The sequence below is a fragment of the Methylobacterium sp. Leaf99 genome (assembly GCF_001422375.1).
GTDB lineage: Bacteria > Pseudomonadota > Alphaproteobacteria > Rhizobiales > Beijerinckiaceae > Methylobacterium.
Genome location: NZ_LMMU01000011.1, coordinates 112,059 through 135,540 on the forward strand (window position 1 = coordinate 112,059; position 23,482 = coordinate 135,540).

Annotated in this window: 27 protein-coding genes, 1 tRNA gene and 1 pseudogene; 17 read left to right on the forward strand and 12 right to left on the reverse strand. The window is 67.7% G+C overall.

The features are described 5' to 3' along the window. Nucleotide 1 precedes the first annotated feature (1 nt). The 7 genes from ppsR (at nt 2) to ASF28_RS19600 (ending at nt 7,172) form a co-directional block, all read left to right on the forward strand. Nucleotides 2-1,456, forward strand: coding sequence for a transcriptional regulator PpsR (gene ppsR / locus ASF28_RS19570; RefSeq protein WP_082476683.1), 1,455 nt, complete (start codon nt 2-4; stop codon nt 1,454-1,456). 129 nt (nt 1,457-1,585) lie between these two features. Continuing rightward, nucleotides 1,586-2,923, forward strand: a complete 1,338-nt coding sequence (locus tag ASF28_RS19575; protein ID WP_056096703.1) for a BCD family MFS transporter — start codon at nt 1,586-1,588, stop codon at nt 2,921-2,923. 23 nt (nt 2,924-2,946) lie between these two features. Next, nucleotides 2,947-4,161 (forward strand): geranylgeranyl diphosphate reductase, encoded by a 1,215-nt coding sequence (locus ASF28_RS19580; protein ID WP_056096706.1) that lies wholly within the window; start codon nt 2,947-2,949, stop codon nt 4,159-4,161. Further along, nucleotides 4,161-4,655, forward strand: a complete 495-nt coding sequence (locus ASF28_RS19585; RefSeq protein WP_056096708.1) for a TspO/MBR family protein — start codon at nt 4,161-4,163, stop codon at nt 4,653-4,655. Before ASF28_RS19580 ends, ASF28_RS19585 begins: the two co-directional genes overlap by 1 nt. A 4-nt stretch (nt 4,656-4,659) precedes the next feature. Further along, on the forward strand, nt 4,660-4,929 hold the full coding sequence (locus tag ASF28_RS19590) for a hypothetical protein (protein ID WP_056096711.1): 270 nt from the start codon (nt 4,660-4,662) through the stop codon (nt 4,927-4,929). A gap of 115 nt (nt 4,930-5,044) precedes the next feature. Then, on the forward strand, nt 5,045-6,628 hold the full coding sequence (locus ASF28_RS19595; RefSeq protein WP_056096714.1) for a c-type cytochrome: 1,584 nt from the start codon (nt 5,045-5,047) through the stop codon (nt 6,626-6,628). A 145-nt stretch (nt 6,629-6,773) separates the two neighbouring features. Further along, nucleotides 6,774-7,172: a PilZ domain-containing protein gene (locus ASF28_RS19600; protein WP_244475089.1), complete on the forward strand. Its 399-nt coding sequence runs from the start codon at nt 6,774-6,776 to the stop codon at nt 7,170-7,172. A 65-nt stretch (nt 7,173-7,237) separates the two neighbouring features. Here ASF28_RS19600 and ASF28_RS19605 read toward each other — a convergent pair whose 3' ends face one another. The 6 genes from ASF28_RS19605 to poxB all read right to left on the reverse strand — a co-directional run bounded on the left by ASF28_RS19605 (nt 7,238) and on the right by poxB (nt 14,342). Next, nucleotides 7,238-8,509, reverse strand: a complete 1,272-nt coding sequence (locus ASF28_RS19605; protein WP_056096721.1) for a glycosyltransferase family 87 protein — start codon at nt 8,507-8,509, stop codon at nt 7,238-7,240. A gap of 146 nt (nt 8,510-8,655) precedes the next feature. Further along, nucleotides 8,656-9,516: a transglutaminase-like domain-containing protein gene (locus tag ASF28_RS19610; protein ID WP_056096724.1), complete on the reverse strand. Its 861-nt coding sequence runs from the start codon at nt 9,514-9,516 to the stop codon at nt 8,656-8,658. Nucleotides 9,517-9,617: 101 nt separating this feature from the next. Next, entirely contained in the window at nt 9,618-10,211 is a 594-nt protein-coding gene (locus ASF28_RS19615) for a LutC/YkgG family protein (RefSeq protein ID WP_056096727.1), read from the reverse strand. Beyond that, complete coding sequence (locus tag ASF28_RS19620; RefSeq protein WP_056096730.1) at nt 10,208-11,767, reverse strand: lactate utilization protein B; 1,560 nt, start codon at nt 11,765-11,767, stop codon at nt 10,208-10,210. The genes ASF28_RS19615 and ASF28_RS19620 overlap by 4 nt, the downstream gene beginning before the upstream one ends. Continuing rightward, nucleotides 11,764-12,507: a (Fe-S)-binding protein gene (locus ASF28_RS19625; RefSeq protein WP_056096733.1), complete on the reverse strand. Its 744-nt coding sequence runs from the start codon at nt 12,505-12,507 to the stop codon at nt 11,764-11,766. The genes ASF28_RS19620 and ASF28_RS19625 overlap by 4 nt, the downstream gene beginning before the upstream one ends. Before the next feature lie 74 nt (nt 12,508-12,581). Then, complete coding sequence (gene poxB, locus ASF28_RS19630) at nt 12,582-14,342, reverse strand: ubiquinone-dependent pyruvate dehydrogenase (protein ID WP_056096736.1); 1,761 nt, start codon at nt 14,340-14,342, stop codon at nt 12,582-12,584. A gap of 263 nt (nt 14,343-14,605) precedes the next feature. Between poxB and ASF28_RS23065 the strand changes: the two genes are divergently transcribed. Continuing rightward, nucleotides 14,606-14,773 carry a hypothetical protein gene (locus ASF28_RS23065; RefSeq protein WP_187272950.1) on the forward strand — a complete coding sequence of 56 codons (168 nt, stop codon included), beginning with the start codon at nt 14,606-14,608 and terminating at the stop codon, nt 14,771-14,773. A 52-nt stretch (nt 14,774-14,825) separates the two neighbouring features. On the opposite strand, the gene ASF28_RS22715 is transcribed toward ASF28_RS23065, so the two are convergent. The 4 genes from ASF28_RS22715 to ASF28_RS22725 form a co-directional block, all read right to left on the reverse strand. Then, nucleotides 14,826-14,900 (reverse strand) — tRNA-Ser (locus ASF28_RS22715). Continuing rightward, nucleotides 14,885-16,234 carry a tyrosine-type recombinase/integrase gene (locus ASF28_RS19635; protein ID WP_056096739.1) on the reverse strand — a complete coding sequence of 450 codons (1,350 nt, stop codon included), beginning with the start codon at nt 16,232-16,234 and terminating at the stop codon, nt 14,885-14,887. Before ASF28_RS19635 ends, ASF28_RS22715 begins: the two co-directional genes overlap by 16 nt. Then, nucleotides 16,231-16,749: a hypothetical protein gene (locus ASF28_RS22720; RefSeq protein ID WP_157085661.1), complete on the reverse strand. Its 519-nt coding sequence runs from the start codon at nt 16,747-16,749 to the stop codon at nt 16,231-16,233. The genes ASF28_RS19635 and ASF28_RS22720 overlap by 4 nt, the downstream gene beginning before the upstream one ends. Before the next feature lie 142 nt (nt 16,750-16,891). Further along, the gene (locus ASF28_RS22725) at nt 16,892-17,104 is read right to left on the reverse strand and encodes a hypothetical protein (RefSeq protein ID WP_157085662.1); all 213 of its coding nucleotides are present in this window, start codon (nt 17,102-17,104) and stop codon (nt 16,892-16,894) included. 25 nt (nt 17,105-17,129) lie between these two features. Between ASF28_RS22725 and ASF28_RS22730 the strand changes: the two genes are divergently transcribed. From ASF28_RS22730 to ASF28_RS19665, 7 genes are all read left to right on the forward strand, one after another. Further along, nucleotides 17,130-17,426, forward strand: coding sequence for a hypothetical protein (locus ASF28_RS22730; RefSeq protein WP_157085663.1), 297 nt, complete (start codon nt 17,130-17,132; stop codon nt 17,424-17,426). Then, nucleotides 17,426-17,863 carry a hypothetical protein gene (locus tag ASF28_RS19640; RefSeq protein ID WP_056096742.1) on the forward strand — a complete coding sequence of 146 codons (438 nt, stop codon included), beginning with the start codon at nt 17,426-17,428 and terminating at the stop codon, nt 17,861-17,863. The genes ASF28_RS22730 and ASF28_RS19640 overlap by 1 nt, the downstream gene beginning before the upstream one ends. A 200-nt stretch (nt 17,864-18,063) precedes the next feature. Continuing rightward, a complete protein-coding gene (locus tag ASF28_RS19645; protein WP_056096744.1) occupies nt 18,064-18,609 on the forward strand; it encodes a hypothetical protein in 546 nt (181 codons plus the stop codon). Between the two features lie 703 nt (nt 18,610-19,312). After that, the gene (locus tag ASF28_RS19650) at nt 19,313-19,651 is read left to right on the forward strand and encodes a hypothetical protein (protein ID WP_157085664.1); all 339 of its coding nucleotides are present in this window, start codon (nt 19,313-19,315) and stop codon (nt 19,649-19,651) included. A gap of 325 nt (nt 19,652-19,976) precedes the next feature. Continuing rightward, nucleotides 19,977-20,261, forward strand: a complete 285-nt coding sequence (locus ASF28_RS19655) for a hypothetical protein (RefSeq protein ID WP_056096750.1) — start codon at nt 19,977-19,979, stop codon at nt 20,259-20,261. Between the two features lie 4 nt (nt 20,262-20,265). After that, nucleotides 20,266-21,123, forward strand: a complete 858-nt coding sequence (locus ASF28_RS19660; RefSeq protein ID WP_056096753.1) for a hypothetical protein — start codon at nt 20,266-20,268, stop codon at nt 21,121-21,123. A 254-nt stretch (nt 21,124-21,377) separates the two neighbouring features. Next, the gene (locus ASF28_RS19665; RefSeq protein ID WP_157085665.1) at nt 21,378-21,695 is read left to right on the forward strand and encodes a hypothetical protein; all 318 of its coding nucleotides are present in this window, start codon (nt 21,378-21,380) and stop codon (nt 21,693-21,695) included. A 34-nt stretch (nt 21,696-21,729) separates the two neighbouring features. Here ASF28_RS19665 and ASF28_RS19670 read toward each other — a convergent pair whose 3' ends face one another. Then, a complete protein-coding gene (locus ASF28_RS19670) occupies nt 21,730-22,224 on the reverse strand; it encodes a hypothetical protein (protein WP_157085666.1) in 495 nt (164 codons plus the stop codon). Nucleotides 22,225-22,302: 78 nt separating this feature from the next. Between ASF28_RS19670 and ASF28_RS19675 the strand changes: the two genes are divergently transcribed. Together ASF28_RS19675 and ASF28_RS19680 are read left to right on the forward strand one after the other, a co-directional pair. Continuing rightward, complete coding sequence (locus tag ASF28_RS19675; RefSeq protein WP_056096760.1) at nt 22,303-22,770, forward strand: hypothetical protein; 468 nt, start codon at nt 22,303-22,305, stop codon at nt 22,768-22,770. Between the two features lie 131 nt (nt 22,771-22,901). Then, entirely contained in the window at nt 22,902-23,120 is a 219-nt protein-coding gene (locus ASF28_RS19680; protein ID WP_200912704.1) for a hypothetical protein, read from the forward strand. A 257-nt stretch (nt 23,121-23,377) separates the two neighbouring features. Here the strand turns inward: ASF28_RS19680 and ASF28_RS22735 are convergent. Further along, a pseudogene (locus tag ASF28_RS22735) lies at nt 23,378-23,482 on the reverse strand (porin family protein); the annotation flags it as partial.

Here is a 23,482-nt window from a genome sequence, read left to right on the forward strand (position 1 = left end):
CTTGACCAGCCTGGCGCTTCCTGCCGCGAGCCACGCGTTCGCGGCGCTTCACAAAACCCTCGGTCCCCTCGATGCGCAGGCAGCCGGGCTCCTCGTCGCTGCGGCGACGGACCTGTCCCTCGTCATCGATGGCGCGGGTGTGATCCGAGACGCGGCCTTCAGCGGCACGGACCTCGCCGGCGAGGGGTGTGAGACCTGGCTCGGCCGTCCCTGGGTCGAGACCGTCACCATCGAGAGCCGTCCGAAGATCGCCGCCCTGCTCAAGGATGCCAAACCCGGGTCGGTGACCCGATGGCGGCAGGTCAACCACATGTCCGACACGGGCATCGACCTGCCCGTGCGCTACGCCGCCATGCGTCTCGAGAGCGACGGCCCCGTGATCGTCATCGGCCGGAACCTCCGGGCGATGGCTTCCCTCCAGCGCACCCTGGCCGAGACCCAGCAGGCCCTCGAGCGCGACTACCTGCGCATGCGGGGGGCCGAGACGCGCTATCGGCTGCTGTTCCAGCTCGGCGCCGAACCGGTCCTCGTGGTCGATGCGGCCAACCGCCGGGTCACCGAGGTCAATCCGGCGGCGGCGCGCCTGCTGGGCAAGGCCGACAAGCGCATCGTCGGCCACGACGCCGTCGAGCTGTTCGACGCGAGCAGCACCCGCGACCTCGAATCCCTGTTCGCCGGCCTGCGCGTCACGGGTCAGGCGAGCGATCTCGAGGCCCGCCTGGGCAATGCGCGGGGGGCCGTGCGGGTCTCGGCCTCCCTGTTCCGGCAGGAGAGCGCCACGAGCGTCCTCCTGCGCCTCGCACCCGACCCGGACCATGCGTCCGAAGCCGGCCCGAGCCGCACCAATACCGGCACCCTCGACGTGCTCCACAACCTGCCCGAGGGGTTCGTGGTCACCGATCCGGCCCGGCGGATTCTCGCCGCCAATCCGGCCTTCCTCGACCTGGCGCAACTCGCCACCGAGGAACAGGTGCGCGGCGAGCCCCTCGACCGCTGGCTCGGCCGCGAGGAGACCGAGGCCGCCGCCCTGTTCGCCACCCTGGTCCAGCACGGCTCCGTCCGGCACTACGCCACGGGCTTTCGCGGCGAGTACGGTGCCGTGGAGGATGTCGAGGTCGCGGCCGTCTCGGTCCCGGGCGGGGCGCAGCCCTGCCTCGGCTTCACGATTCGCAGGGCGCCGCGCCGCACCGCTCCGACGGCGGCCGGCGGCCGGGAACTGCCGCGCTCCGTCGAGCAGATGACGGAGCTCGTCGGACGGGTCTCCATGAAGAACCTCGTGCGGGAATCCACCGATCTCATCGAGCGCCTCTGCATCGAGGCCGCCCTGCGCATCACCCGCGACAACCGCGCCTCGGCCGCGGAGATGCTCGGCCTCAGCCGCCAGGGCCTCTACGCCAAGCTGCGTCGCTACGGCATCGGCGACCTCGATGGGCCGGACTCTACCGACGAGGCGTGAAGATGCGGCGGCCGGACATTGTGATCGCCGGTCTGTAAATCAAACTTGACACTCGCCGTTGTCAGTCACTAGCGTTCCCCGGTACGGTCGCCTCGGTGACCGTGCCGATGGCGCCGGGGAGGCCGAGGCATGGCACCGTTCGCGTTCACGTGGTGGCAGATCGTCCGCCTCGGCCTGGTCCAGACGGCGCTCGGTGCCGTCATCGTCCTGATGACCTCGACCATCAACCGCGTGATGGTGGTGGAGCTCGCCCTCCCGGCTATCGTCCCCGGCGGCCTCGTCGCCCTGCACTACGCCGTCCAGATCCTGCGGCCGCGCTGGGGCTACGGCTCGGACGTCCACGGCCGCCGCACGCCCTGGATCGTCGGCGGCATGGCCGCCCTGGCGCTCGGCGGCTTCGGCGCCGCCGTCGCCACGGCCCTGGCCGAGACCCATCAGACGGCTGGCCTCCTGCTCGCGATCCTGTCCTTCCTCACCGTCGGCATGGGCGCGGGGGCGGCCGGCACCTCGCTCCTCGTGCTCCTCGCCACGGGGGTCGAGGATCGCCGCCGGGGGGCCGCCGCCACCGTCGTCTGGGTGATGATGATCGCGGGGTTCGCCGTCACCGCGCCACTTGCCGGCCACTTCCTAGATCCGTTCTCCGGCGCGCGCCTCGTCGCCGTCTCCGGCACGGTCTCGGCCGTCGCCTTCGTCGTCGCGGCCCTGGCCGTGCGCGGCGTCGAGCCGGTCCGGCCCCCGGGCGACACCCGCGACGCCGTCGCGAAGACGCCGTTCCGGGCCGTGCTCGCCCGGGTCTGGGCCGAACCGGCCTCGCGGCGCTTCACGGTGTTCATCTTCGTCGCCATGCTCGCCTACAGCGCGCAAGAACTCATCCTCGAGCCCTTCGCCGGCCTCGTCTTCGCGATGACGCCGGGGGGCACGACGAAGCTCGCGGGCCTCCAGCACGGCGGCGTGCTGGCCGGGATGCTGCTGGTCGCCGGCCTCACCATGGGGATCGGCGGCCCCGTCCTCGGCTCCCTCAAGGTCTGGACCGCCCTCGGCTGCGTCGGCTCGGCCGTGGCGCTCCTCGCCATCGCGGGCGGCGGCCTCGTCGGGCCGGAGTTCCCCTTGCGCGCGGCGGTATTCGCCCTCGGACTCGCCAACGGCGTCTTCGCCGTCGCCGCCATCGGCTCGATGATGGGGCTCGCCGGGGCCGGCGGCGAGGCCGAGCGCGGCACCCGCATGGGCGTGTGGGGCGCGGCCCAGGGCGTCGCCTTCGGCGCCGGCGGCTTCCTCGGCACCGTGGCGGTGGATGCCGCCCGCCTCGTCCTGCCGCCGGTCCATGCCTATGCCGGGGTGTTCGCCGCCGAGGCCGGGCTGTTCCTCGTCGCCACCGTCCTCGCCCTGCGCATCGCGCACGTCCCGGCACCGCGCCGCGCACCACGCTCCGATCCGACCCCCTTCGCTCCGAGCCTGTCCACGAGGTGACGCCCATGTCCTCACCCCACCCCATGTCCTCACCCAACTCCTCACCGAATCCCAATCCGTCCGAGCCGGAAACCTTCGACTGCGTGGTGGTGGGCGGCGGCCCCGCCGGAGCCACGGCCGCCACGGACCTCGCCCGGGCGGGGCGGCGCGTGCTGCTCCTCGACAAGCCGGGGCGGATCAAGCCCTGCGGCGGCGCGATCCCGCCGCGCCTCATCCGCGATTTCGCCATTCCCGACGACCTCCTCGTCGCCAAGGTCCGCTCGGCCCGGATGATCTCGCCCAAGGGCCAGCGGGTGGACATGCCCATCGGCGACGGCTTCGTCGGCATGGTCGATCGCGAGCAGTTCGACCCCTGGCTGCGCGACCGCGCCGTCCTGGCCGGGGCGGATCTCCGCGCGGCGACCTTCGACCGGATCGAGCGCGACGCCGAGGGGCTCGCCACGGTGCATTACCGGCAGGCGGGGACGCCCCGCCGGGTCCGGACCCGCCTCGTCATCGGCGCCGACGGGGCGAGTTCCACCGTGGGCCGGGCCGAGATCCCCGGCCACGCCGCGATGAAGCAGGTGTTCGCCTATCACGAGATCGTCCGGCTTCCCCCCGAGGGCGGCGATGTCGCGGCGACGCGCTGCGACGTCTACTACCAGGGCAGGCGTTCGCCGGATTTCTACGCCTGGGTCTTCCCCCATGGCGACACGGTGAGCATCGGCACGGGCAGCGCCCGGAAGGGCTTCTCCCTGCGCGGCGCCATCCGGGAGCTGCGCGCCGAGACCGGCCTCGATGCCGGGCAGACCGTGCGCCGCGAAGGCGCGCCCCTGCCCCTCAAGCCCCTGCGCAAGTGGGACAACGGCCGCGACGTCCTGCTGACGGGGGATGCCGCCGGCCTCGTCGCACCGGCGTCCGGCGAAGGCATCTACTACGCGATGCTGGGCGGCCGGCTCGCGGCGGACGCCGCCGAGCGCTTCTTCGTCACCGGCAAGGCCTCGGCCCTGGCGCTGGCGCGAAAGCGGTTCATGCGCCTCCACGGGCGTGTCTTCCTCATCCTGCGCATCATGCAGGGGGTCTGGTATCGCAACGACGCCCTGCGCGAGCGCTTCGTCTCCATCTGCCGCGACAAGGACGTCCAGCAGCTCACCTGGGATTCCTACATGAACAAGGAGCTGGTCCGCGCCAAGCCCGTCGCCCACGTGCGGATCTTCTTCAAGGACCTCGCGCACCTGTTCCGGTGGGTCTCGCCGTAATGGAGTCTGACCCCTGGAATTGGACGCCCATCGCCGTCGCGGCGGGCATCGCCCTCGTGGTGGCGGTGGCCGGCGGCGTGCTCACCACCATCGGGCCCTGGTATCACGGCCTGCGCCGCCCGGCCTGGAAGCCGCCGGACTGGGCGTTCGGGCCGATCTGGACCACGATCTTCACCCTGGCCGCCATCTCGGCCGTCCTGGCCTGGAACGCCGATGCCAGCCCGGAGCGGCGCGGCGCCCTGATCCTGGCCTACGCGGTGAACGCCGTCCTCAACATCGCCTGGAGCGCGATCTTCTTCCGCATGCGCCGGCCGGACTGGGCGCTCGCCGAAGTCGTGGTCCTGTGGCTGTCGATCCTCGCCCTCATCGTCGTGACCCTGCGGGTCTCCACCCTCGGGGCGCTGCTTCTGCTGCCCTATCTCGCTTGGGTCGGGATCGCCGCCGTGCTGAACCGGGCCATCGTGCGCCTCAACGGTCCGTTCGGGGCGGGCTAGGGCGATGGCCTGGTTCTTCGCCTCCGGGCATATCATCGATGCCATCCTGGTCCTCGTCGTCGGCGAAGCCCTCGCCCTCGCGCTCTGGCGCGGCCGGCGGGTGCCCCTGCGCCCACTGCTGTTCAACCTCGCCTCGGGTGCGGCCCTGATGCTGGCCGTGCGCGCGGCGCTGACGGGGGCGGCGTGGTGGACGGTTGCGGTCTGCCTCCTCGCCGCGTTCCTGGCCCATGCCACCGAACTCGGCCTGCGCCTGTGGGATGCCACCGGGGCGTAGGCGGCCTGCGGCAAACCACCCGTGTCGGGTAGCGGAACAATGCCGGAAACCGTCGCGTTCCCGAGCCATGAGTTAATATAATTCCATTTTTCAGATTGCGCGGAGAACAGGTGTGATGCATCGCCTCGTCGCCCTCGGCCTCGGTCCCGGCTTCCTCCTGTGTTCCGCAGTCTTCCCCGTAAATGCGCAGGACGCCAACGCCGAGTTGATCAAGCGCGGCGAGTATCTCGTCACCGCCGGCGACTGCGTTGCCTGCCACACCGCCCCCGGCGGCAAGCCATTCGCCGGTAACTACGTGCTCGATACGCCCATCGGCAAGATTCGCACGCCCAACCTGACGCCCGACAAGGAGACGGGACTCGGCAACTGGAGCGCCGACGAGTTCTACCGCGCCTTTCACGACGGCATCACAAAGGACGGGTCGTATCTCTACCCGGCCTTTCCGTTTGCTTGGTACACCAAGGTGACGCGTGAGGATTCCGACGCGATCTTTGCCTACCTGCAGTCCCTCGAAGCCGTCCGCGAGGTGCGCAAGCCCTCCGAGATCCCGTTCCCGTTCAACATCCGCACCGCCCTCATCACGTGGCGCACGGCGTTCTTCACGGCGGGCGAGTTCAAGCCCGACCCCGAGGCGAGCGCCGAGGTCAACCGCGGCGGCTACCTCGTCGAGGGGCTCGGCCATTGCGGCATGTGCCACAACGCCAACAAGATCGTCGGCAACAGCGGCCTCGCCGGCAAGCTCGGCGGCGGCGTCATCGACGGCTGGTACGCGCCCAACATCACCCCCGACGATCACACCGGCATCGGGGCCTGGACCGACGAACAAGTGGTGACCTACCTCAAGACCGGCACCGCCCCGGGCGACCGCCCCGGCGTCGCCGCCGGACCCATGCGCCAGACGATCCAGGAATCCCTGTCCAAGATGACGGACGCCGACCTCAAGGCGATGGTCGCGTATCTGCGCACGCAGAAGGCCAAGGAGAGCTACAAGACCAAGGACCTCCAGGCCTTCAATGCCGCCGGTGCGCCGGGGGCCGGCACGTACCTCAGCTACTGCTCATCGTGCCACAAGCCCGACGGCAAGGGCGTCGAGGGGGCGATCCCGGCGCTGGCCGGCAACACCTCAGTGCAGGCAGAGGGCCCCGAGACGGTGATCCGGGTGATCCTCGGCGGGCTCGCGGCCCAGAACGGCTACGCCCCGATGCCGGCCATCGGTGTCGGCATGACCGACACGGAGGTGGCCGACGTCACGGACTACATCCGCAATGCCTGGGGCAACAGCGCCCCCGTCATTACGGAACGGGGTGTCGTGGCGACGGCACGCGAGAAGACCCAGACCATGCTGGCCGGCAGCGCGCCGTGCGCCGAGATCGCCCAGCCCGAACTCGCCCGGGCCCTCGACGCGGCGGGCGCGGCCGAGGCCCTGAAGGGTCTGACCCCGGCGGACTTCATCCCGCGCCTCGACGCGCTGCTGCCCCGGATCAAGGCGGCGGCCCCGGGGGCCAAGGACGACGACATCGTCAACGGCGTCACCACGGCCTTCTGCAAGGCCGGCCGCGACGATCCCGCTTATGGAAAAATCGGCTGGCATGCTGTCATCGGAAGCTTTTCCAGCGTCGCCTATAGCCAGATCAAGAACCCCGAGAAGCAGGCCTCCAGCCCGGGGACGCTTCCCGGTGGAACAATCAAGCCGAATTAGAGCTTCGATTTAAGTTCGATTTCGAATGCTGCAGGTCAGTGCCTCTTGATCACGGATGCGTGATCGGAATTGTGCCGCGCGGTATCGATCCGTAAAGCTCTCGACTGTACTCTGCGTCAGATTGATTTGACGCGGAGAAGTGCGCGTGACGGCGAGTGCGGAGAGCGCGACCCAAGTGGCGCGGCGCGAAGCGAGGAGCGAGACCAACTGGATCGCGACGATCCGGTTTCGCGATGGAACGGAACTGCCGTGCACGGTGAAGGATGTCTCGAAGTCCGGGGCGCGGATCGGAATTCCGGCCGATTGCGTCCTGCCCGACGTGTTCATGTTGCGGATCATCGGCCGGGATTTTCTCTGCCTCGTCCGCTTGGCCTGGCGCCGGGGCGCTTATGCCGGCGTGCGCATCGAGCGGGTCGGTAAGGTTCCGGCTCCGGCCGCACCCACGGAGGCGTCCGCTCCGGTGTCCCCTGCGGTCGCCGTCGCGTCCCAGGACACGGGCGCACCAGCCGGTCTCCGGCGCACCCGGGGGATTTCCTCCTTCTGACGCAATCCGATCCCGGCTCCGATTCGATCGAGCCATCGTCCGAGCCGAAAGGACCTTGCCACGCCCTACGACGTCGGCACGTCGCGGTCGGTGGGCCGGCGCCGGAGCACCTGCCAGATCAGGCCGACGAGGGTGATCAGCGCCAGACCGCCGAGCGAGAGGGGCATGGCCCCGAGCGGCATACGGTCCTCGCCGTACCAGAACCGCAGCAACCCGGTCATCACCAGGCCCCATCCGGATGCGACCCAGACGAGGGCGAACACCGCCATCCGCTCGCGTGACGTGGTGAGGGCCAGGAGGTCCGGGGCGAGCAAGGCCAGCCCGACACCGAGGATCGGCAGATCGTAATCGTAGGCGTAGGGGCTGACCAGAAGGCTCGCCACGGCGGTCAGGCCGATCACCTGGGCGGTGGGCATCCGGCGACGGATGGCGAGGGCCACGAGGCCGAGGGCGAACAGCGCCACGCCGACCTGCGCGGCCATCGCCACAGACGCCGGCGCCCCGAGGGTCCGCACGACGGCATAGGCCGAGATCATCCGGAACAGGGGGTAGAACCCCTGTTCGAGAAAGATGCGTGCCTCGGCGACGCCGTCGAGGAACGCAGCCCAGACGGATGGGCCGAGGATCAGGGTGGCGAGGCCGGCCGAGGCGGCGGCGACGCCGGCGGCGGTGCCGGCCGTGCGCCAGTCCCGGGTCAACGCGGCGTGGAGCGCGAAGCCGACGGCGAGATGGGGCTTGATCGCCATGAGTCCGAGGGGAAGCCCGGCCCGCGGGTCGCGACGCCGGAGGAAGAGGCAGGCAGTGCCCACGAGGGCGCCGCTGAGGAAACCGTTCTGGCCGCACGCGATGGTGACGGCCACGGCCGGAAACAGCAGTGCGAGGAGCGCGCCGAGATGCTGCGGCGCCAATCGCCGAAGGACCACGATGTAGGCCGCCAGGGCTCCGCCGGTGAACAGGAGGTACCCGAGCCCGCGCGGGAGGTGGGCGAAGGGCGCGACCACGAGGTTGAAGACCGGTGGATAGGTCCAGGGCAGGAAGGCGTCGGGCGCTCCGAGGATGCGCTGGGCCTCCACCATCGTGGCGAAGTGGTAGGCCTGGGCGATCTCACCGCGCCAGACCAGGCGGCCAGCGCTACGGAACGCATCGAAATCGATGAGTGGGGTGATCCGCCCGGGGTCCTGCCCCGTCAGTTCGACGGTCTTCGCGATGAGCAGGACCGTGAGGATGGCGAGGATCGCGGGCAGGAACAGGGGCGACGGGGTCGTGGCCACCGGGCCGCTTGCGCGGGCGGGATACGGTCTCGAGACCATCGCCTCCTGCTCCAGGGCCGTCCGCATGGTGTCCTCCCGGCCGGGTTCGGGCGACCCGCTCTCGTCTTCGCCGGCCGAGCCTTGACGCGTTCGCTTTAAGAGTTCCTGAAATCCGTCGGCGCCACGCCGATGACGCGGACGGATACCGATCGACCCCGCCGGATCCCCGACCCTCAGGCGGCGCCCGCATGCGGCGCCGGCACCTCCGTGGAGATGGCGTCCACCGTGCGCTGGGGCGGGCTGCCGAGGCCATCCGAGCGGACGATGCGGATCTGCTGGTTGACGGGCTGCATGTTGCCGTAGGGCGTCGAGAACGCGATCTCGGCGGCATCTCGCCCGACGCCGATGCGCACCAGCCCGTCGAGATCGGCCTGACGCGTGGCGTCGAACAGCCACCAGCGCCCATCGAGATAGGCCTCGAACACCGCGTGGAAATCGCTCGGCACGAGGCCGTGGGCGTAGCAGCTCACGAAGCGGGCGGGGATGCCGAGCGCCCGGCAGAACGCCGTGCCGATATGCGCGAAGTCGCGGCAGACGCCGGCGCGCTTGAGCAGGCTCTCGTCGGCGGTGGTCTCACCGTCGCTGGTGCCGGGCTGATAGGTCAGGTGGTCGTGAATCCAGTTGCAGATGGCGTTGACGCGTTGGTGCCCCTTGGGCAGGGCCCCGAACTCGGCCTGGGCGAAGGGCGTCAGGCGGTCGGACGAGACGAAGCGGCTCGGCAGCAGGAACGGCAGGATGTCCAGGGGCAGTTGGCCGATCGGCGTCTCGTCGATGGTCGCCGGGTCGGCGCGGTGGACGGTGAGTTCGACCTCGGCGTTGTATTCGAGGGAGAACTGCCCCATCGGCACGTTGACGCCGAGATAGCGGTTCAGGAGATCCGGCGTCGTGTAGACGTCGCGCTTGAGGTTCGGCGTCAGGATCAGGGATTCACTGAAGATCTCCAGGCTGCGCAGCTTGGCGACTTCAAGGTTGAAGATGAAGGTCGTGTCCGAGAGGATGTTGTACGACAGGCTGCAGCCGAGGGTGTAGCGCATGGAAGCTCCTTCCTTTGTGCCTCGAAAGCTAGCAAGGATTACGCCTCTTCGTCCGGGCGGCTATGCGCTTTTCATCCCCTGCCCTCCCCCTGCGGGGCGGTTCAGGATCGCGGCAGCAGGATCACCGTGAGGGAGCGCACGCCCTGCGCCCCGTGGATCAGCACGCCCTCGATATCGGCCGTGGCCGAGGGGCCGGTGTGGAGCACGGCGTAGGCGGCACGGCCGAAATCCGGCCGGCGATAGGCCGCCTGGATGTTGACCAGGATGTCGGCCGGATCGAGCAGCACCACGAGGTGCTGGGCGAGGTAGGCCACGGCGTTCACCCTCAACTCGTCCTGCGTGAACAGCACCGAACCGGTCTCCGCCACGCCGAACACCGCGCGCACGATGGCCACATCCACGTCGGCGAGGTCCTGCGGGCGGGCCACTGCTCCGAGATCGCGATTGCCGGCGATCTCCGTCACTGCGGAGGCGATGACCGTCGCCGTGTCGAGGCGTTCGCGCACCGCAGCAAACGGGTCTTCGCCGGGAACCGGAGCGGCGATTCGGCCGCCCATGCGCTTCAGGCGCTCGCCGAACTCCGCCACGCGGTCGTTGCCGACGAGGGGGGGGAACAGCGGCACGTCCGGCAGGGGATGGTCGCCGGCCGGCCGGTTCCTCCGGATGCGCGCGAGGGTGTCTTCGCGGGCGCTCATTTCGAGCCGTCCTGCCGGGTCATGCGGTTCTGCTTGTACCAGCTGTGGAAACTTTGGCGCGGGGTCTCGGGCATCTCGCGTCCCTTCCCCCAGGTGTTGAGGGGGTTGTAGACGGCGAAGCGCGGCAGGGTTCGCAGGGCGGAGTCGGCCGCGCCGATGGCGGCGCGGTAGGCCGCCGGCCGGCTCAGGATCTGCCCGGCCGCCTTCATCATTCCCTGTTTCAGCAACGGAATCTGGTGCTCCTCGGCCAGCACCTTGCGCCAGGCAAAGATCTGTTCGTGGATATTGATCTTCACCGGGCAGACGTTGGTGCAGGAGCCGTTCATGGTCGAGGAGAACGGCAGGGTCGAATACTTCCGCTTGTTGAAAGTCGGGTCGATGATGAGCCCGATGGGCCCCGAATAGGTGGCGCCGTAGGAGAGGCCGCCCGAGCGCCGGTAGACCGGGCAGGTGTTCATGCAGGCGCCGCAGCGAATGCATTTCAGCGAGGTCCAGAATTCCTCCATGCCGAGGCGCTCGGAGCGGCCGTTGTCGACCAGCACCATGTGCATTTCGGTGCCGGCGCGCGGACCCCGGAAGTGCGAGGTGTACTGGGTGATGGGCGAGCCCAGCGCCGAGCGCGACAGCAGGCGGATGAACACGCCGAGATGTTCGATCCGCGGGATCAGCTTCTCAATGCCGATGGAGTGGATCTGGAGTTTGGGCACGTTGCCCGACAGGTCGGCGTTGCCCTCGTTGGTGCAGGTGACGACGGTGCCGGTCTCCGCGATGGCGAAGTTGCACCCGGTCATCCCCGCATCGGCGTCGAGGATGAGGGGCCGCGTGTGCATGCGCTGGCTTTCCGCCAGATAGTGGGCGTCGTCGTTCTCGGGGTCGGTGCCCATGGTCCGGGCGAAGACTTCCGCCACGTCGAAGCGGGTCTTGTGCACCGCCGGCACGACGACGTGGCTCGGCTCCTCGTTGTCGAGCTGCTGGATGCGCTCGCCGAGGTCGGTCTCGATGACCTCGATGCCGGTGCCGGCCATGTATGGCCGAAAGCCGCATTCCTCCGTGAGCATGGATTTGGACTTGATCAGCGTCTTGGCGCCGTGATCCTTGAGGATGCCGTGGACGATGCGGTTGTGGTCGGCGCCGTCCGCCGCCCAGTGGACGTGGACGCCGTTGGCCCGGGCGTTGGCCTCGAACTCCTCGAGGTAGCGGTCGAGGTTCGACAGGGTGTGGGTCTTGATCTGCGAGGCGAGTTCGCGCAGCTCCTCCCACTCGGGAATGCCGAAGGCGGCGACGTCGCGCTTGCCGCGCAGGTCCCACAGGCGGGCGTCGTGCGCCTTCTGATGCAGGGGCGCCGCGAGGAAGCGCTCGGCGGCCGCGGCCTGATCGATGGGCCGGTCGCCGCGGATCTTGGCGCCGCGCGGCTGCGGTTCGCGGGCGGTCTTCACTGCCGACGTTTTCACTGCGACAGGCTTCGTCGCCGCCTCCGCATGCTGGAGGCGGCGACCGTCCTGGCCGTGGTCGCTCTCGGGCGCCGTCTCGCGCAGGCCCTGATTCTCGATGCTCATGCGGCGGCTCCGTTGAGGATGCGGGCGATGTGGATGAACTTCAGGGGCGTGCCGAGGCGGGCGGCGCAGCCCTTCTGATGCATCATGCAGGAGGAATCGGCCGAGACGACGTAGGCCGCGCCGGCCTGGGCGTGGTCCGTGACCTTGTCGTAGCCCATCTTGGCCGAGACGGCGGGCTCGAACACCGAGAAGGTGCCGCCGAAGCCGCAGCACTCGTCGGGGCGGGACGGCGTGACGATCTCGATGCCCTTGACCTTGCCGAGAAGATCGAGGGGCTTGGAGTAATAGGGTTTGTTCAGTTCCGACGGCCGGGCGTGGTGGATGCCGCGCAGGGCGTTGCAGTTCGAGTGGTAGCCGACCTTGTGCGGGAACTCGGCCCAGGGAAATTCCTCGACCTTCAGGATGTCGTGGAGGAATTCCACCAGTTCGAAGGTCTTCGACCGCACGGCCGTCACGTCGTCCGTCTGCGGAATGGCGGTGAGGTGCTCTCGGACCTGATGCGCGCACGAGCCCGACGGCGTGACAACGTAGTCGAACCCCGAGAAGTTCTTCACGAACAGCGCCTCGGTGGCGGCGGCCTCGGCGTGGCAGCCGGTGTTGGTCATCGGCTGGCCGCAGCAGGTCTGGTCGAACGGGTAGTGGACGTCGAGGCCGAAGCGTTCGAGCAGCTCGAGGGTGGCGATGCCCACCTCGGGCTCGAAGGCATCGACGTAGCACGGCACGAACAGCCCGATGCGCATGGCGTTTTTCTTCTGTTCGCGGGCGGCGCCGGGACGCCGCCCACCTTGGAAACATTCGAATCGACGGTTCCGGTTTAGCGAAGCAGGTTCGTCTTGGCGAGGTCGAGGACCGAATCCCCGCGCCCGCTCATGACGGCGCGCATCACGTAGAGGCTGAACCCCTTCACCTGCTGCCCGTCGATCTTGGGCGGCATCGACAGTTCCTGGCGGGCGACCACCACGTCGAGGAGGGCCGGGCCGTCATGGGCCAGGACCTGCGCCACGGCCGCCTCCAACTCCGCCGGGTCCTCGACCCGCACGGCGAAGATGCCGGCGCCCCGGGCCATGGCGGCGAAATCCGGGTTGTCGAGGGCGACCCCCGTCTCGATGTAGCCGGCGGCCTTCATCTCCATCTCGACGAAGCCCAAGGTGCCGTTGTTGAACACCACCACCTTCAGGGGCAGCTTCTCCTGGCGCAGGGTCAGGAGGTCGCCCATCAGCATGGTGAAGCCGCCGTCGCCCGAGAGGGAGACCACCTGACGTCCGGGCTGCGCCGCCTGCGCGCCGATCCCCTGCGCCATGGCGTTGGCCATGGAGCCGTGGACCCACGAGCCGAGCAGCCGGCGCCTGCCGTTCATCCTGAGGTAGCGCGCGGCCCAGATCGTCGGCGTACCGACATCGGCCGTGAAGATCGCGTCCTCGGATGCTGCCTCGCTCAGGAGCCTGGTGAGGTATTGCGGATGGATCGGGCTTTTTGCGGATTTCAGGCCGAACCAACCCTTCTTCGGGGCACCGGTAGCAAGGTCGTCCAAGTCTTCGCGTGCCTTGGCGTAGTGCTTGAGCGCGGCGTCGAGATGCTTGCGGTCGTCTTTGGGCGTGAGCTTCGGCATTAGGGCCGCGATCGTGTCCTTCACGTCGCCAACGAGGCCAAGATCGAGCTTGCACCGGCGGCCGAGCTGTTCGGGGCGGAGGTCCACCTGGGCGATCTTCGCATCCGTCGGGTAGAACTGCCGGTACGGAAAGTCGGTGCCGAGCATCAGCAGGGTGTCGCAGCCCATGATCGCGGCGTAGCCTGACGAGAAGCCGATGAGCCCCGTCATGCCGACATCGTAGGGGTTGTCGTACTCGACGAATTCCTTGCCGCCGAGCGCGTGGACGATGGGGCTCTTCAGGGCCTTGGCGAGTTGCAGCAACTCGGCATGGGCCCCGGCGCAGCCCCGACCGCACAACAGGGTGACGCGGCTCGATCCGTTGAGCAGATCGGCGAGCGCATCGCGTTCGCGGGTGGCCGGGTGCACCATCGGCTTTGGCGGAATCAGGCCGGGATTCGGCGCGACGCCCCGCTCCGGCGCGTCCTTCAGGGCGACATCGCCCGGGATCACCACGACGGCGACGCCCCGCAGGCCGATGGCCGCCCGCATGGCGTTCTCCAGCACCTGCGGCAGCTGCGAAGGGTCCGAGACCAGTTCGCAGTAATGGCTGCATTCACGGAACAGGGTCTCGGGGTGGGTCTCCTGGAAGTACCCGGAGCCGATCTCGGCGGACGGGATATGCGCCGCGATGGCCAGAACCGGGGTCCGCGAGCGATGGCAGTCGAACAGGCCGTTGATGAGGTGGAGGTTGCCCGGTCCACAGGACCCAGCGCAGACCGCGAGGTCCCCGGTGATCTGGCTCTCGGCCCCGGCGGCGAAGGCGGCGACCTCCTCGTGGCGCACATGCACCCAGTCGATGGTCTCGCGCGCCCGCAGCGACTCGGTCAGCGCGTTCAGGCTGTCGCCGACGAGGCCGTAGATGCGTTGGACCCCGGCCTGCTCCAGGGTCTCGACGATGAGGTCCGCGACGGTGACGGTCTTCATGGAGGGCTTCCTTCTTTGGTGGTCCGAACCGTCCGACCTCCCCTGGTGTTCCGGCATGCCCGTCCTGCGGAGCGGGCCGCCGCGCGGACCGTTGCACCGGTGTTCCGCGATGCTATCGTGGTGGCCGGACCGGGACGGGTCCCGGCCGGCGCATGCTCCGCGGCGGGTCCGCATCTCCTTCGGTGCAAGTATCCATCCCCGCGGTGCAAGTATCCATCCTCTATCAAACTTCCTCAACTACACTTCTCGATGAGGCTGCATCCGTGAGCATCAAGGCCGGCGACTTCGTCGCGTCCGACGACAACGAGGCGACCTTGACCGTCGAGCGGATCGAGGGGGACCTGGCCCTGTGCGCCTGGTTCGTGGACGGCGATGTCGATGGCGAGCGCCAGGAAGCCTGGCTCCCGCTGGCGACCCTGACGCTGCTGTAGGCCGACGCGAAGGCAATCCACCGCGGCCTCGACCCGGCGTACGACGTGTCGGCGACCCCGGTTGGGCTCGAACCAACGACCTGCCGCTTAGAAGGCGGCCTTTGCGGTCGTTTAAGCTGTTGCTGTCGCTTCAGTTTTCTGAGCGTTGTCGTTGCCGTGTTGCGTCGGTGTTGCAGCTTCCACCGCGCCAAGAACCGAAAGCTCGCCTGCGGTAACCGCTCGGCGATCCGTCCGGCCGGCGTCGAACAAATGACCGTAGACGCGTTGGGTGAACTCGGGCGACTCGTGCCCGGCCCATTCGCTGACCTGTTTTATGTGCGCTCCCTCATCGATCCACAAGCTGACGGCGAAGTGCCGGAAGCTGTGCGCCGTCCAGCGGGGCGACCCGTCTGCGCCGACGATCCCGAGCGCGATTTGCAGCGGCGCGATCTGTCGGTTCACGATGTTCGGATAGCCGAGCGGCGTGCCTTTCTCGGATGGGTAGACCAGCCCCGACGCCCGCCCGCCTCTGGCCTTCCAATTCGCCAGGATCGTGGCCAGTTGCGGGCCTACCGGCACGCTGCGCAGCGCGGCGACCGTCTTGACGGCGTCTCGGACATTGTACCGGTCGACCGCCTCCCTCACCTGAAGGTCCTCGGGCCGCACTCGTTTCCAATCGAGCCCCCTCGCCTCCCCGATCCGTAGGCCGGCGAGCGCCATCGTTGCCAGCAGTGGGCGCAACCAGGGCGTCGGATGGAAGCCTTCGACCTGAAGACCGGCGTGCTCGGCCCGGAAGGCGCGCAATGCCCTGATCGGGTGTGCTGCGGCGGCCCGGCGCACGTCGACGGTGCGTAGCCCCGTGGCCGTCCGCTCCCGCGCGATGAGGAACAGCGCGTCCGTTTCGCCCGCTGCCGCCAGCATGACGCGTACAGCCTCCCGCTCCGGAATCCGGACGGTATCCTCCGCTTGCCTGATCTCCGCCCGCCGCGTCTTCCGGCGCGTGCGCAACGACCGAACCGGGTTGCTGTAGGCCAGCCGGCGCCGGATAGCCTCATCGAAGATGGCCCCGAGGACGATGCGCGCTCGCCGGCACGTGTCGTCGGTGCGGCCGTCCGCCTTCATCTTCTCCAGCCAGTCCGCCACGTCGGCCGGATGCAGCTTTGGCAGCAGCCGCGCGCCCAGGTAGGGCTTCACGTGGCCACGGTAATAGACCCGGTAGTTGTGCAGCGTAGCCCCTGCCGCCTGGTCCGCCTCCAGAGCCGTGATTAAGAGCGCATATGCTTGGTCTACAGTGCTGGCGGCACGGTCAGGGACGTGAATTCCCGTTGTGACTTCGCTTCTAGCCCGAGTCAGGAAGGCGTCCGCCTCCCTCTTGGTCGGGAATTGTTTGAACCGACGTTCCCCACTTCCATCTGTGTACGATGTCAGCCAGACTTGCTTCCCGCTCGGAAGTATTCTTTTGCGTATCGTCGCCATGATCATTCCTCACTTAAGTCGACGCCGAGGTCTGAAAAATGCTGAGTTAGTTCTTCCACCATGCTTCTAAGGTTTATAATAATTGATCTTCTGTTTGTGCGTGTCGGTGGGCGCACGAAGTTGGGATAGATTGAAGCCGGCATCCCACCGCCTTGAATTTCCCTGCCGGTCCAAGCAGATGACATGAACGAAACATATAGCTCTAGAGTCTCGTCGCGTTCTCCGAATTTTTCTAATGCTTCGTCTATGCGTATAGAAATTGATTCTCGCCACTGATGTTTGATAATAAGAACAATTTTTGTTGGATCTATGCCAAATTCTGCCAGCTCTAGAGCAACAGCGAGTTGCCATATTTGCTGGGCATCGTAGTTTATTCGGGAGCCTTTCCCTGGCTTTTCTCCAAGCGGAAGGCCAAGACGCTGTAGATGCTTTAATCTACCTCGAAACGCACCGCGCTGAACTTCCGGATTTGCGTCGTGCAGTCGCGCGAGTGCTGTTTCGACTGCTGCGTAACTCGCCATGCCATCGGTTCCGTGATGCCCCCAAAAATCCTACCGAACATCCCATAAGAGTTCAAGTTTGCACTTGCGCTAATTTTTGGTGATAATTAGCGTGAGTTCACACTTAATCCGATGGAGGGCATGAGTGTCACGGGAAGCGACGTCAAACGGAGGCGCTCCGCTCGCGAGCGATCTCCTTCATGGGGCCGATGAAATCGCCCGATTTATCTACGGGATGCCCGGGGACGAGCGGGCCGCCGAAAGTAATCGGCGCCGGGTTTATCATGCTGCTGAAAAGCACGGTCTTCCAGCCTTCAAGCTCGGTGGAACTGTAACTGCCAGGAAAAGCACGATTCTGAATTGGATCGAGCGCCAAGAGAAACTTAACTGAGGATATGTCTATGAATGATAGCATTACCGATATCGTGAAAAATCTTGTTGCAGTTGAGGCAAATCTAAGCAGCATGAACACTAGCGACAGAATGGCCGTAGGTGAATTGCTAGGCGCCGCACTTCGGGAGTCAGGTGCCTTGGAGCGTATGTCCTCCCAGCATCAGGAGCCATTCTTACAGTACGAAGTCAAAGCGGGTGCCCTCGGAATCACTATTCACGCCTCACATGGCAATCTCTATAGCCCAGCATCCTTTACTGGTGAAGCATCAGCCGATTTGCTCGATAGCGTTTTCGAGGCAGGCTGATGGACGGCGACCTGTTCGACGCGGCTGGCCTGCCGCTACCGCCGATCCCCCCGAAGAAGCGCCAGAGATCCCCCAGGAAGCCGACGCCGGCCGAGCGAGCCGCGACGGGACGCCTTAAAGGCGCCCGCCGCTCCCGGGCCCCTCAGCGCCAGCGCGTTGGCCCGGAGCGCGACCTGTCCCCGGCCGTCGCCGCCGACGTCGTCCCGTTCCCGCTTCATCGTAACGGGGGCCTGCTGGCCGAGGTCGTGGACCGGCTCCCCCACGGGTACTCGGGCGACTTGGGCAAGGTCTGCGCCAAGGAGACCCGCGAGTTCCAGCATACGCTCATGCGCCAAGGGGTCGACAGGCAACCGGCATGGCTTTGCGCCAGAACTCTACTTCACCACGCGTTCATGAAGCGTGTTCATGACGCACATCGGGAGGCAGGAACACTGTGAACACAGCCCCGAAGCGGGGCGCCTTTACTCGACTGGAAAACGAAAAGACCCCACGGCGCACACCGCAGGGTCTTGGACTTTCGCTTGTCGAGAACAACCCGGGCGCTCACCCAGACCATACTCACTTCATGAAACCTGTAGCACCTCGAAAGGTTGCAGGCCAGCTCCCCCTGCTGGGAAATCGTCATCCGGACGCCGTCATGCCCGCGCGGATGCGGGTCATCGAGATCACGCGGATCGTGCAGGACCGGCACCAGGGGCCGTGCGCGACGGACGACGCCATCATCTACCTCGATGAGGTGCTTCCGCACTTCGCGACGAAGTGCGGATCTGCCGGCTTCATGTTCGCCGTCGCCGAGTGGGTCGCCCAGAACTGCCCGCGCCTGACCGGCGCCGACATCGAGGACGCAGTGGCCCGCATCCTCCCCAACCCGCCCAGGTACACGTCGGTGGCCATCGGCCGGCGCCTCAACGTCCGGATCGCCGAGGCCCGGCGCCTCGGCTTGCGGTACGTGCGGCCGGTCGGATGGAACGCGGCGAAGCACGAGCGCCAGGCGAAGGCCGCGAAGGCCGCCGCCCTCAGGGTCAAACGGCAGGCGACCGGGAAGACGCGGACCCCCCGTGCCCTATCCGTCGAGAAGCTCGCCCCCTGGATCGCCCTGGAGATGTCCCGGGCGACCTTCAAACGCCTGCCGAAGGACATGCAGGCGGACCACGTTGAGCGAGCCCGGGAGGCCCTTCGATGATCCGGCACCGTGAGACCGATGAGACAGATTTGTCGCCCGTACTCTTTCTCTCTGCGCACACATTCCAGTCTCACGCGCCCTCGCCTGGCCTTGGCGGGGTCGACGCCCAGTCGTCGATCCCCGACACCATGCCGGTGGACGCGGGCAGCTCGACGCAAACCACGATCGTTCTTCAAGCTGGAGGACCGACACCGCATCCTGCCGCGGCAGGTGCCTGGTCTTGCACCCTTGCATCTCCCCCGCGAGCGCGGGCGAACTGGGGAGCCGCGCCTGATGCGCGCCCCCCCTCGACGTCGAGGGTGATGTACCCCGTGCCCCATCCTGCCCTCGATGCCCTCTCCCCTGTTGCGAGGGGTGGCGAATGGGGCGTCGAGAATGCGGAGAGGGGTGTGCTCAAATCTGAGCAGACGTCCCCGCCCTCCCCGGTTCGCCCGCTCTGCCCCCTTCGTCGCCGCTCTACGATGCGCTGGGAGCCTTGTGGGCGGGCGCGACGGGTCGGGTCGTTCCTCCGGGCCGGGCGCACGGGCGCGGCCGGTGACGGGGCCGCTGTGACGACTGGCGGGTGCGCCACTGAAACATCGCGGGTCCTCCCCAGCGGTTTCGAGAGCCGCGGTGCACAGGCAACCCGGCCCTTGCGCAAATTCCAGTGGGTCAGAAAGTCGATTTCGTTTCGTTTGCCCGCCTCCACCCGGGGGGTCGCCCGATGACCGCGCCGCGCCACGACTCCGCCGGCCTGGTTGCGCGCATCCGGGCCGGCCGCGCTGAGGTCGATGCCCTTCGCGCTGTCCTTCGGGATCGCGAGGCCGAGGTCTACCGGCTCTGCGACCAGCTCGGCCGCCTCCCGAGCAATGAGCCGGCCCCGGCGCTCCGGAGCCCGCAGTGCATCCCGATCAAGCAAGCCGCGAGGATCGCGAAGTGCTCCGTCTACACCTTGAGGCGGCACGGCAAGCCGGGCGGCTGGGCCTGGAAGGCCGGCGGCCGATGGGGCGTCGACCCCGCCGGGCTCGATGACTGGATGAGGGGCAGGGAGGCCGCATCCTGACGCAACGGAGATGTCCCCAAATTTGGGGACATCTCCTGTCCTCGCGCGCGCACGGTACTACTACTTCTGCACGTTCTGCCCCGGGACGGGCCCTGACCGGGCGGGGCAACATGCCCCTCATGAAGACGCCCCCGCCCTCTCCCGCCGCCGTGGACGCCGCCCCTGAGCGGCGGGGGCGCCTTCACCTTCGTGTCCCTCCGAACCTCGCCTTGGCCGTACGCCTCGCCGCCGAGGTCCGCAGGGTCCCCGTCTCCGATTTTGTCGCCGACGCGCTCCACGATCGCCTCGCGCGCGACGCCGCCCCCTCCAAGTCCCGAGCTGACCGATGACCATCACGCCAGCGCAGCTCGATGCTGCCAAGACCGTCAATTACGACCGTGGATACCGGGAGGGCTTCGACGCCGCGACCGCCGGCCATCCCTATGGCTCCGACTCGCGGGTTGGTGTCCTCGGCCAGGACGGAAACGGAACTCGCGAGCCCGCATCCTTCAGCGGTTACGAGCCCGCGGCCTTCGCCCCCTCGACACAGCCCACGGCCTTCTCATGGGCCGAAATCACGGCCATCGTGAACGCGCAGGCCGGCCTCTCCACACCAACTCGGGAGGCCTAAGTCGATGTCGAAGCTCGGACAATTCAAGGCGCTGCTGATCCGCGCCCGTCAGGATGCCCCGGCGCCGGCCCCGCAGCTCGCCGAGGATCGCGACGCCGCCGCCGCCGAACTCGTCGCCGCCGAGGCCGGCATTGAGGAAGCCGAGGCCGCCTATCGGGGGGCTTTGCTCGGCGCGACGGATGAGGGCTTGAAGAAGTTGGACGACGAGCGCCGGGTCGCCGCGATCCGTTTGGACCGCGCGAAGGTGCTGGTGGACCGCCTCGCCGCCCAGACGGCCGCCATCGATGACGCCAGGGCCAAGGCCGCGTTGGCGAAGACGGTCGAGACCGCCACGGCGGCGCAGGCCGCGTTCCGGGAGGCCGTAGAGCGTGACCTTCCCGACATGGCGGCCCGGGCCCGCGCGATCCTCGCCCTACGCACCGAGGCCGAGCGGGCGACCGTCGCCGCCAACATGGCGTTGGCGGAAGCCGGCAACGGCCCGTTGCCGGGCGTCGAGGCTTTCAGGGCACTCCCGGGCCGGCCCCGTGAGGATCTGCGCCGCGAGACGGTAGACCTTTGGTGCGACGACACCGGCAACGCCGCCGGTCATCAGGAGAAGATCGTCACGCGCGGTGACGGGTCCGGCTCGCTCATGCTCCCCAACGCGCACCACCTCCGCGTCTTCACCCGGAAGCGCACCTACGAGGTGATCGAGTTCCTGCCGGCCGAGCACGGCGTCGCGCCGGCCTCCCTGGTGGACACGCTCAACGTGCCGGACGTGTACGCGGTCGCCCCCCAGGGGGGCGACCGCCGGCCCCGCTCCGAGACGCGAGCCGTGGGCCCCGCCCGTGAGGTCGCAAAGGCCCCGGGGCACCGCGCCTAGAAATTCCAGAATTGCCGGACGTAATAGAGGTTCCGTCCGGCACTAGCGGGGCATCATTCCAGAGGGTTTCGCCGACAATCCAACAACGGGAAGTAAATCTCCAGCCCCGCGCGGTGAAAACTGCAAAATGGTCAAGATTTACACGTCGGCACTTCAAGAACCATTCCGACGTGACCGGGGGATCGGGGGCGACGGACGCACCGCCGGGGTGATGCACCTCGGCGGTTTTTCTTCATCCAGACAGGAGTTCGAACATGTCGTTGCAAGGTGTCCACATTGCCTGCGGGTTCATTAGCGCCCCGCAGAACGTCGCCCTCCTGGGCGCCGTCGCGTGGTCCGAAACGCTCGCTGCCGCTGGCACGACGGTGAACATCGCCCCCTCGTCCCTCGATACGAAGGGCTCCCCGGCGCCGGCCTATCCGGGGTTCGAAATCACTGCCTCCGTCGACTGCTACGTCGCGATCGGCAAGGCGCCCGACGCGGTGAACGGCGCCCGCATCTACGTGCGAGCCGGCGAGACGCGGAACATCTTCTGCCAAACCGGCGACAAGCTGTCCTGGGCAGCGGCGTAGCGCCCGTAGGGATGAGGCCTGACGCGTAAGGGCTTCACTTGCCCTTACGCCGCCAGCGTCCGTCGTAACCGACGCCCGCTCCGCAGCCGATCCCGCCGCTCTCGCCTTGAGGCTTTACCACCGCGCCTCCCTTAGCGAATGTGATGAACAGGTTCGGCTTACCCTTGCTGCGCTCGTCCTGGATCACCAGCACCGCCTGCAAGCCAGCCTCGCTCGAGATGCGTCCGGCTGTCTCCTCGATCGCGTCAAGATCGCAATCGTTGCTGCTCGCGCCATTGAGCGTCCGGATCGACACCTTGAGGGGGCGGGCCGCCGACATGCAGCCCAGGGCGTTGTTCTGCTCGCAGGCGGACACGTCGGTCACGACCATCGTGCCCGTCGTCTTGCCGGATGAGTACGTGTAGGTCCCCGGAGCCTGAGCCGATGCGCCGGTTGGAGCGTAGAGGCAAAGCCCTGCCAGCGTCGCGCCGATCACGCCGATCGTGGGTCGATTTCCCATGCTCTTCCTCCCGGTGTCTTCCAGCCACAAGTGTCGAGTATCCCTATTCGATCCGACCTTCCTGTAGGTGTTGATCGATTTGCCACCCATCCCAGCACCGACGCTTCAATGACCTCGCCCCATCCCGTTTTTTTCTATCGTGAGGACGGCAGGGTCGACTACGCTGCGATGGCCGCCGCCGCCAACAAGGCCGCGAACCGGATGCGGGCCGAGAGGATGCGAGCCGAGGCCGCGGTCATCGCGGCGGCGGCTGTCAGGGCGCTCCAGGGGCAGGTGCAGCCGGCGTTCCGGCCGCCCGCCGGCCGGTTGTGGAAGGTCGATGCGGAGGCGCAGATGATCGTCGGGCCGGCGGGCGGAATCGGGACCACACCCGTCATCGTGAGGACGCTGGAAGCCCTCGCCACACCCGGGCGGCATGACGAAGGTGTTGTCGCCGCGGCGGGCGGCTGGCGGGACGTAGCGCACCTCCGCGAGGCCATGACCGGCCTCGCGCCCAAGCTCGCGGTCATCGGGCTGCGGCTGGACCGACGGAAGACAGGCATCCGGATCACGAAGGCCAGGGCGCAGCTCAACTGACTCGATGAGCTATTATCATCGACACCGTCAATACCTGCTATTGACGATATCTGTTTGATTGATGGTGCGCTGCGAAACATATTCCTCTCAAGCAACGGGGCAGGCCCCGGCCCATCAGAGGAACTGACATCATGACCGTACGTACTTTCGTCCTTGCCGCCCTGTCGTCCGTCACCCTGGTGGGCACCGCGATGGCCGATGAGTGCATCAACATCACGCCGACGCTCTATCGCCAGCAGGCCCGTGCCACCGCCGCAGTGCGCCCGGCCTCCGAGCTGACGACCACGCCCTCGCTGACGCCACGGGCGCCTGCTGCCCGGCACATCGTGGCCGACGCATCAGCTTTCTAGGTCGGCCTACCGGATGCGTGCCCGGCACAGAAGCCGGAGGCGGTAGCGCATCGCTATCGCCCTCACGGGGTCACTCGGCAGTTGCAGCCTCACGCGGACCGGTGAGGTGAGTTGTTGAAGCGTTTAGCGGTGGGCCCTGACAACTAGGGGGCAAACGACAAAACCCCGAGGATTTCTCCTCAGGGTTTGCCTCAACGAAAACGGTCAGGTGATCGGGGCTGGAGACGCTCAGGCCGAACCTAAAAGCCCCGCGGGTCCTAGTACGAGCCGAACTTGTAGTTCAGGCCGGCGCGGACGACGGCGAACTCGGTGTCGCGGACCTGACGGCCACCGCTGGCCAGGACGACGCCCGGGCTGTTGGC

Bases quoted from the DNA above. Each gene is read 5' to 3' on its own strand.
- ASF28_RS19575 (WP_056096703.1), top strand. From the start codon at position 1,586: ATGGCACCGTTCGCGTTCACGTGGTGGCAGATCGTCCGCCTCGGCCTG.
- ASF28_RS19580 (WP_056096706.1), top strand. From the start codon at position 2,947: ATGTCCTCACCCAACTCCTCACCGAATCCCAATCCGTCCGAGCCGGAA.
- ASF28_RS19585 (WP_056096708.1), top strand. From the start codon at position 4,161: ATGGAGTCTGACCCCTGGAATTGGACGCCCATCGCCGTCGCGGCGGGC.
- ASF28_RS19590 (WP_056096711.1), top strand. From the start codon at position 4,660: ATGGCCTGGTTCTTCGCCTCCGGGCATATCATCGATGCCATCCTGGTC.
- ASF28_RS19595 (WP_056096714.1), top strand. From the start codon at position 5,045: ATGCATCGCCTCGTCGCCCTCGGCCTCGGTCCCGGCTTCCTCCTGTGT.
- ASF28_RS19605 (WP_056096721.1), bottom strand. From the start codon at position 8,509: ATGCGGACGGCCCTGGAGCAGGAGGCGATGGTCTCGAGACCGTATCCC.
- ASF28_RS19610 (WP_056096724.1), bottom strand. From the start codon at position 9,516: ATGCGCTACACCCTCGGCTGCAGCCTGTCGTACAACATCCTCTCGGAC.
- ASF28_RS19615 (WP_056096727.1), bottom strand. From the start codon at position 10,211: ATGAGCGCCCGCGAAGACACCCTCGCGCGCATCCGGAGGAACCGGCCG.
- ASF28_RS19620 (WP_056096730.1), bottom strand. From the start codon at position 11,767: ATGAGCATCGAGAATCAGGGCCTGCGCGAGACGGCGCCCGAGAGCGAC.
- ASF28_RS19625 (WP_056096733.1), bottom strand. From the start codon at position 12,507: ATGCGCATCGGGCTGTTCGTGCCGTGCTACGTCGATGCCTTCGAGCCC.
- poxB (WP_056096736.1), bottom strand. From the start codon at position 14,342: ATGAAGACCGTCACCGTCGCGGACCTCATCGTCGAGACCCTGGAGCAG.
- ASF28_RS19635 (WP_056096739.1), bottom strand. From the start codon at position 16,234: ATGATCATGGCGACGATACGCAAAAGAATACTTCCGAGCGGGAAGCAA.
- ASF28_RS22720 (WP_157085661.1), bottom strand. From the start codon at position 16,749: ATGGCGAGTTACGCAGCAGTCGAAACAGCACTCGCGCGACTGCACGAC.
- ASF28_RS22730 (WP_157085663.1), top strand. From the start codon at position 17,130: ATGAATGATAGCATTACCGATATCGTGAAAAATCTTGTTGCAGTTGAG.
- ASF28_RS19640 (WP_056096742.1), top strand. From the start codon at position 17,426: ATGGACGGCGACCTGTTCGACGCGGCTGGCCTGCCGCTACCGCCGATC.
- ASF28_RS19645 (WP_056096744.1), top strand. From the start codon at position 18,064: ATGCCCGCGCGGATGCGGGTCATCGAGATCACGCGGATCGTGCAGGAC.
- ASF28_RS19650 (WP_157085664.1), top strand. From the start codon at position 19,313: ATGACCGCGCCGCGCCACGACTCCGCCGGCCTGGTTGCGCGCATCCGG.
- ASF28_RS19655 (WP_056096750.1), top strand. From the start codon at position 19,977: ATGACCATCACGCCAGCGCAGCTCGATGCTGCCAAGACCGTCAATTAC.
- ASF28_RS19660 (WP_056096753.1), top strand. From the start codon at position 20,266: ATGTCGAAGCTCGGACAATTCAAGGCGCTGCTGATCCGCGCCCGTCAG.
- ASF28_RS19665 (WP_157085665.1), top strand. From the start codon at position 21,378: ATGTCGTTGCAAGGTGTCCACATTGCCTGCGGGTTCATTAGCGCCCCG.
- ASF28_RS19675 (WP_056096760.1), top strand. From the start codon at position 22,303: ATGACCTCGCCCCATCCCGTTTTTTTCTATCGTGAGGACGGCAGGGTC.
- ASF28_RS19680 (WP_200912704.1), top strand. From the start codon at position 22,902: ATGACCGTACGTACTTTCGTCCTTGCCGCCCTGTCGTCCGTCACCCTG.